The organism is Acinetobacter sp. 8I-beige (assembly GCF_902505955.1).
Taxonomy (GTDB): domain Bacteria; phylum Pseudomonadota; class Gammaproteobacteria; order Pseudomonadales; family Moraxellaceae; genus Acinetobacter; species Acinetobacter johnsonii.
In genome coordinates this window covers 1,837,935-1,844,769 of the sequence record NZ_LR732790.1, presented here as the reverse complement: position 1 = coordinate 1,844,769, position 6,835 = coordinate 1,837,935, and the positions used below count along the sequence as shown (strand labels likewise).

Annotated in this window: 6 protein-coding genes; 3 read left to right on the top strand and 3 right to left on the bottom strand. The window is 39.7% G+C overall.

The annotated features are described in order from the left end of the window. The first annotated feature begins 1,023 nt into the window (after positions 1–1,023). Entirely contained in the window at positions 1,024–2,286 is a 1,263-nt protein-coding gene (locus GVX98_RS08790; protein WP_159127837.1) for an anaerobic sulfatase maturase, read from the top strand. Between the two features lie 128 nt (positions 2,287–2,414). After that, a complete protein-coding gene (locus GVX98_RS08785; protein ID WP_171503313.1) occupies positions 2,415–3,965 on the top strand; it encodes an arylsulfatase in 1,551 nt (516 codons plus the stop codon). Between the two features lie 109 nt (positions 3,966–4,074). Here GVX98_RS08785 and GVX98_RS08780 read toward each other — a convergent pair whose 3' ends face one another. Next, positions 4,075–4,554, bottom strand: a complete 480-nt coding sequence (locus GVX98_RS08780) for a copper resistance protein NlpE (RefSeq protein WP_004980933.1) — start codon at positions 4,552–4,554, stop codon at positions 4,075–4,077. A gap of 274 nt (positions 4,555–4,828) precedes the next feature. Here GVX98_RS08780 and GVX98_RS08775 point away from each other — a divergent pair, with 274 nt between their 5' ends. Continuing rightward, complete coding sequence (locus GVX98_RS08775; protein ID WP_171503312.1) at positions 4,829–5,425, top strand: 1-acyl-sn-glycerol-3-phosphate acyltransferase; 597 nt, start codon at positions 4,829–4,831, stop codon at positions 5,423–5,425. 68 nt (positions 5,426–5,493) lie between these two features. Here GVX98_RS08775 and GVX98_RS08770 read toward each other — a convergent pair whose 3' ends face one another. Both GVX98_RS08770 and GVX98_RS08765 read right to left on the bottom strand, forming a co-directional pair. Further along, on the bottom strand, positions 5,494–5,829 hold the full coding sequence (locus tag GVX98_RS08770; RefSeq protein WP_159127836.1) for a hypothetical protein: 336 nt from the start codon (positions 5,827–5,829) through the stop codon (positions 5,494–5,496). 164 nt (positions 5,830–5,993) lie between these two features. Beyond that, the gene (locus GVX98_RS08765) at positions 5,994–6,728 is read right to left on the bottom strand and encodes a sulfite exporter TauE/SafE family protein (protein WP_004980925.1); all 735 of its coding nucleotides are present in this window, start codon (positions 6,726–6,728) and stop codon (positions 5,994–5,996) included. Positions 6,729–6,835: the final 107 nt, after the last annotated feature.

The following is a 6,835-nucleotide window of genomic DNA, read 5'->3' as shown; positions in this document are numbered from 1 at the left end:
TTATAGATCACCATAAAAAACTATGGAATTACATTAAAGTATCTATGTTTTTTATGATCTTGATAATAATCTTTACAATTACTTTTTGGGCTTACTAGCAATATGTTTTATAAAAAAACCACTTTGAATGAACATCTTTAACAAAACATCCTTTTCGAGGTATTGTATTGGTATGAATTTTTTACGCTACTATCAATTATTCAAAGTGGATTGAGCTGAACTGCCTGAATTGAGTAGGATATAGGATTTTTCCTATTCTCTTATTGTTCTGGTATTAGGCGGCTTTGTGCAACAAAGCCTCGAACAAATAGACACCCCTGATTATTGACAATTTCAAAACATTCTCTGTTAAATTGAGCAAGTACATTCATGATTGAACACATCTCAATATCAATTTTACATTAAGTTCATATAGCTGCTGTGCAATCTAAGGATATCTATATATTTCTCGAATAAGTTTTAAGAAAATAAATTAGAAAACCTACTTTTATGAGCTTATTCATCATGGGCCCACTAAAGAATAATAAGTTTTAGAACATGATCTGCATCCGAAGAAAGCTTTAATAAAAAGAGAGCATAAAAAATGCAATTACCATTCTTTTGAGTGGTTTTTCTATTTTCAAAGTTTGATAACGTGCTCTACCAAGCAATGCAACTGTGTGAGATGGGTCAGTATTTTTCAGTATGCCAAAATTGGAATTGGCTGTTGATTTTTACTCTTACACAGTGGCTTTGCTAATGAAAATTAAGCTTAGGGACAAGAAGAGAATGAATTATAAAACATTGAAATTATCAACATATCCGCAAGGTCATCTAATAGTAGCCTTCATGTTGCATGTTTAGCGGCAACAGTCACTCGGGTTAATCTATTCAGAATACCAAATGGCTTGGGTCTTCAGCAGACGTCATGCAATGAATGAAATGAAACTCTCGAATCTCTTTTCGCAGAATGACTTGTGTACATGGTTTTGTACAGTTGTTAATTTGTGCCTGAACGCTGAATAAAAATTGAGGACTCTAAAAATGCGAATGATACCTATACAAGCTGAATCTACGCCTTTAAGAAACCTGCAAGTGCAGGGACAAACCTATCGCTATCACGTGATGATCAAACCCACTGGGGCACAGTGCAACTTAGATTGTAGTTATTGCTTCTATTTGCATAAACAAGACATGTTACAGCAACCAAAAGTTCCGCGTATGTCTGAGTCGATGCTTGAGTTACATATTAAGCAATATATCGAAGCGCAAACGGGCAATGAAGTGGTTTTTAGTTGGCAGGGTGGTGAGCCTACACTTATGGGGTTAGAGTTTTTCCAGCGGGTGGTTGAGCTGCAAAAAAAATATACCAAACCTCATCAGCGTATTGAAAATGATTTACAAACCAATGGCACGTTACTGGATGAGGATTGGAGCACATTTTTAAAACAGCATGATTTTTTGGTGGGTTTATCCATAGATGGGCCTGCCAAGTTGCATGATATCCATCGCTATAACAAAGGTGGAAAACCGACGCATGCCAAAGTCATGCAGGCTGCTGCGTTATTGCGCCAGTATCAAGTTCCGTTTAATGCCTTATGTGTGGTGAACCGCGATAATGCGAAACGGCCGTTAGAGGTTTATCGTTTTATTCGAGATCAGGTACGACCGCGCATGATTCAACTGATTCCAGGAATGGAAAGTGCCCAGTTTCAGCAGACAGCACCAGGCCATTGGAATCCTCAAGATTTACCTAAATTGGGCAGTTCAGCAGCGCAGCCGGGCAACTCAGATTCTGTAGTGACAGACTGGTCGATTGCTGCCGATGATTGGGGCACATTCCTTTCAATTGTGTGGAAAGAATGGCTAGAGAAAGACTTTGGGCAGGTCTTTATCGACCAGTTTGAAAACATGGTGTCAATGATGTTTGGCTATGGGGCGCAGAAATGTGTGTCGGGTCAAATTTGCGGGAAATCTTTGGCGGTCGAACACAATGGTGACCTCTTTTCTTGTGATCATTTTGTTTATCCCGAATACAAATTGGGCAACATTCACGAGATTCACCAAGGCGATTTAGTTTTTTCTGAGCGACAAAAGAAATTTGCATATGCCAAATCGAAGTCACTGCCTGAGTACTGTAAAAAATGTCCATATCTTCAATATTGTTGGGGTGACTGTCCCAAAGACCGTTTTTTAAAGACTCCAGATGGAGAAGCAGGGCTGCATTATCTATGTTCAGGTCTTAAGACATTTTTTCATACTGCAACCACATCCAAAGTTGAAATTGCTCAACGTTTAAAAAATTAGTTGAGTTGGTGAGGATATATTTAAAAAATCGGGTGCTCATTTAAAACCTAACCAAGGTTTTGAAGTGTTTCCGCTTTAGTTTTTGCACTAGCAAAAATGGATTTTGTAAATTTAAAAAGGAAATTTTTATGCGTAAGAAAATGATTTCACGTTCGATTGCTATGCTTGGAGGTACTTTACTTTCAACAGCACTCATGGCGAAACCACCCAATATTTTGGTGATTATGTCCGATGATGTAGGCTGGCAGAACGTCAGTGCCTACAGTCATGGTGTTATGGGGTATAAGACACCGAATATTGATCGGATTGCCAAAGAAGGCATTATGTTTACCGATCACTATGCGCAGCCAAGTTCAACCGCAGGTCGTGCATCTTTTATTACGGGACAATATCCTATTCGTTCTGGTCTCACCACGGTAGGACGTCCAGGCTCACTTTTAGGGATTAAACCAGAAACACCAACACTTGCTGAAGTACTCAAACCATTGGGTTATATGAGTGGTCAGTTTGGTAAAAATCATTTAGGTGACCGTAATGAACACCTGCCAACGGTTCATGGCTTTGATGAGTTTTTTGGGAACTTGTATCATCTCAATACCGAAGATACGTTTGAGCAATTTGATTACCCAAAAGATCCTGAATTCCGTAAAAAATTTGGCACACGTGGTGTTCTACATTGTTATTCATCAACTACCGATGATGAAACGACAGATCCTCGTTTTGGTAAAATGGGCAAGCAAAAATGTAAAGATACTGGTGAACTTTCGAGCAAGCGCATGGAAACAGTGGATGATGAATTCGTTGCAGCCAGTCTTAACTTTATGAAGCGCAGTAAAAGTGCGGATAAGCCATTTTTTGTGTGGTTAAATCCAAGTCGTATGCATATGTTTACGCATTTGCGAGACTCTCATCGTTATTTAGCTGCGAATGCCACCTCAGAAGAAGATATGTATGGTAGCGGTATGATTGAACACGACATGCAAGTCGGTCAAGTCTTGGATGCAATGAAGAAGATGGGCGTGTTGGATAACACCATCATTGTTTATACCACTGATAATGGCCCTGAGCACAGTGCCAAAAATCAAGGCGGAACGACACCGTTTCGTGGTGAAAAAATGACAACCTATGAAGGAGGCGTTCGCGTTCCAATGATGATCCGTTGGCCGGGGCATATTCCTGCTGGTCAGGTGAAAACAGGGATTCAAGCCAATATGGACCTGTTCACAACTTTGGCAACTGTTGCAGGGAATGCAAATGTTGTGGAAGATATGAAAACCAATCGTAAACAATATATTGATGGTCTAAATAATCTGGATTATTGGACAGGTAAGTCTGCTGAAAGTAAACGTAATAATTTCTTGTACTATCATGAATCCACCCTTCGCGCGGTTCGAATTAATCAGTGGAAGATTCATTTAGAAACCAGTGAAACCTATTATGATGGCTATCAAAAGCAAAAAATTCCGTTGGTATTTAACCTTCGTCAGGATCCGTTTGAGTCATTTGATAGCACAACAGATCGCTCTGAAATTACTCAGAAAAAACTATGGCTAGGTGAACCTGTAGAAGCATTGCTTGGAGAACATATTAAGTCTCTGATGGATTATCCACCGGTACAAAAAGCGACTACGCTTGACTTTAGTAAATTGGTTGAAAATTTACTTTCTCAAAAGAAATAAGTCCTATTATCAAGGTAGTTGAAGAAGTTCGGCTACCTTGATCGCCTCAAACTTTTCATTGGATTTTTAAAAGAAAAAGTTCGAAGTACTATCAAGTAAATCTAAACTATTAATCCAACTTTTTGGTTAAAGTTAAATTTAACTCAGGCATATCCAGTTTTTGGCCTTTATCACCACGCATTTCAATAAATTGCGCACCAATAGAATAAATACGGCTGTCGCCTGATGAATCGAGCTGAATCAGTTGATCAGAGCCATTCAAAAATTGAAATGAACCTTTCACTTCATTGACATAATTCTGATTCGATTTGCCTAAAATTTTTTGTTTCAGTACGAAATGATGATCTAAGGTCAGCTCAAGTTCAGTGTCGATCCCAGAACAATCATGACAGGGTAGAACCCCTTGATATGTGCCTACCCAATCTAAGGCATTTGCTGTGTCTGGTGTATCTAACAACACACTTGCACTAGCACTGTCGTCCATAGATGCTGTGACATTGTGATCTGGTGGAGGATTGTTTTCATTTGGCTTTGAGCATGCAGTTAACATTGTGAAAGATAGGCATAGTGCTAAAACAGTCTTTTGCATATACAGCACCCGATATTCATTGTTTAGTTTTACCTTACAGTAGTGCTGGAAATGAAACTGTGAAGATCTGTGAGTGCGTCTGTATCTTTAATAAAGAATACTATTCACGTATTTTCGGCTTTTATCTCGAAGGTCTTGTTTTTTCCTGAAATATTTGGAATTAAATAAAATATACGTTTATAGATTAATTGTTGTTTTATTGATCGTCTCGCCGTGTATTTGAGCAGCAGCATTGCTAGAATCGGCGCGGATTTTCAGTAATGTGGTATTTTTTGTGTTCGAAAAGCTTGCAGAACAAAGTTTAGCCTTAATGGGGTGGCAGATTGATAATCATTGGGATTTGAATATCGATCAATGTGTGATGATTGCAGCACCACATACCAGCAACTGGGATGCGCTGTACGCTCGTTTGGCATTAAAAGCCTTAGGTGTGCATGTCCGTATCACTATTAAAGACAGCTATATGAAACTGCCATTTGGGCCATTTGTTCGTGCAATGGGCGGGATAGGTATTGACCGTCGTCCGAAGCATGAAGGTGAACCACGTCCAAGTATGGTACAACTCATGAGTGATCTTTTTAAAGAACACCCTAAGTTGGTGATGTTGGTCACCCCTGAAGGGACACGTGCCAAGCAGGAACAGTGGAAAACAGGTTTTTACCATGTTGCAGTCAGCGCAGGTGTTCCAATTGCGTTGGCCTATATGGATTATGCGAAGAAAAAAACTGGGGTGGGTAAAATTATTTATCCTACTGGGGACTATGAAAAAGATATGGCTGAAATTATGGCATTTTATGCGCAAATTTCTGCTAAATTTCCTCAAGATTTCAGTGTCGATACTCGCTATCACAACGACTCAACTGCGCCTTAAGTTCAAATTTGAGCTATATGAAATTAAAAAAGACAGCTTTCGAGCTGTCTTTTTATTGCTAATCGTATTTAAGGACTTTGTTGGGGATTAGGTAACACCCCACCTAGCGACTGGCATGCGGCCGTATAACTTTGTAGTTGTGTTTCAATCACTTCAGGCAGTGGTAGGTCAAAAATTTGATCGCCCTGTTGATAGCTTTCTACATAGGATCGGGCTTTTTGTTTGCTGCTAGCAAGCACTTGTTCATGATAACTGGTCATGCTGCTATGGTCTGCCTGATCGCGCTCTATATTTTGGCAGTCAAAAGATTGGAGAAGTTTTTCGGCTTGTTTTATTTCTTTGGATGAGCTTATGGAGCAAGCACTGATAAAGCAAAAACTCAGTAGTGCAAGAGGCAGTTTCATATATGGTGAGCGGTGGGTTTAAAGGTGCGCCAATTGTATAAAGATTTGTGAAGTTGGGGGAAGTCCAGTAGTGCCAAGCTGTTTAAAGATAAGCCTATTTTGACACAAAACACACAATTGCTGACCCAAGCCATTGCCAAGGTTTAGATTCAGGTCTTATGGTGCTATAGAAAGCGGTAGCTGATACATAGAAAACAACCTGAACTAAACAATAAGCCCAGTACTGTATGTTTGAACTGCCGTTCAGAAATTTTATAAAACAATTGAGCGCCGAGCATGGCCGGTAGGCTCACACTCAAAAGTAAGATGCCTATATAGGGTAAATGTTGTAAGTTTAAATTTCCGCGAAGCAGATAGGTGAGCAGGGTGAATAGCTGAATGGCGAAATTAAAATGCCTTAAAATTGAGCGTTGTTGCTCTTTAGGAAGGTTCTTTAACATGACCCAAGCCGAAGGCAGTGAGCCACAAAAGCCTCCCAACCCTCCCAATACACCCCCAAGAAAACCAATACTACTATCGGCGTATTTTCCAGAGTTTTGAATGAAGCGAATTTGGGGGTTAAGTAGCATCAATGGACACCAAAGAATCAGAAAGATCCCTAGAACCAGTTTAAAGGTAGATGCTTGAATGATGTCTAACAGATAGGTTCCCAATGGAACGCCAATTAGACCTGCAATGATATAAGGTGCAACGAGGCTTTTATCAAGTTGAAAGGCAGATTCTGACTTTAAGGAAATTAGGTGACTCCAGACTGAGGCGAACACCACCAAGGGCGCTGCGAGCTGAGGTGCCAAGATCCAGACCCAAAATGACATGGCGATTAAGGCAAATGCAAAGCCTGTGAGCCCCTGTACAAAACCCGCCACCATTGCACCTAAGATAAAGATCAACCAAGTCATATGCGATATATTTAAAATTTTAGCGAGTGTACGATTTTTCGTTTGATGTACATAGTTTTTAGACGTGAAAACTGACTGAAGCCTTAGCTTGATTTTGAATATGTATA

Bases quoted from the DNA above. Each gene is read 5' to 3' on its own strand.
- GVX98_RS08765 (WP_004980925.1), bottom strand. From the start codon at position 6,728: ATGACTTGGTTGATCTTTATCTTAGGTGCAATGGTGGCGGGTTTTGTA.
- GVX98_RS08790 (WP_159127837.1), top strand. From the start codon at position 1,024: ATGCGAATGATACCTATACAAGCTGAATCTACGCCTTTAAGAAACCTG.
- GVX98_RS08770 (WP_159127836.1), bottom strand. From the start codon at position 5,829: ATGAAACTGCCTCTTGCACTACTGAGTTTTTGCTTTATCAGTGCTTGC.
- GVX98_RS08785 (WP_171503313.1), top strand. From the start codon at position 2,415: ATGCGTAAGAAAATGATTTCACGTTCGATTGCTATGCTTGGAGGTACT.
- GVX98_RS08780 (WP_004980933.1), bottom strand. From the start codon at position 4,554: ATGCAAAAGACTGTTTTAGCACTATGCCTATCTTTCACAATGTTAACT.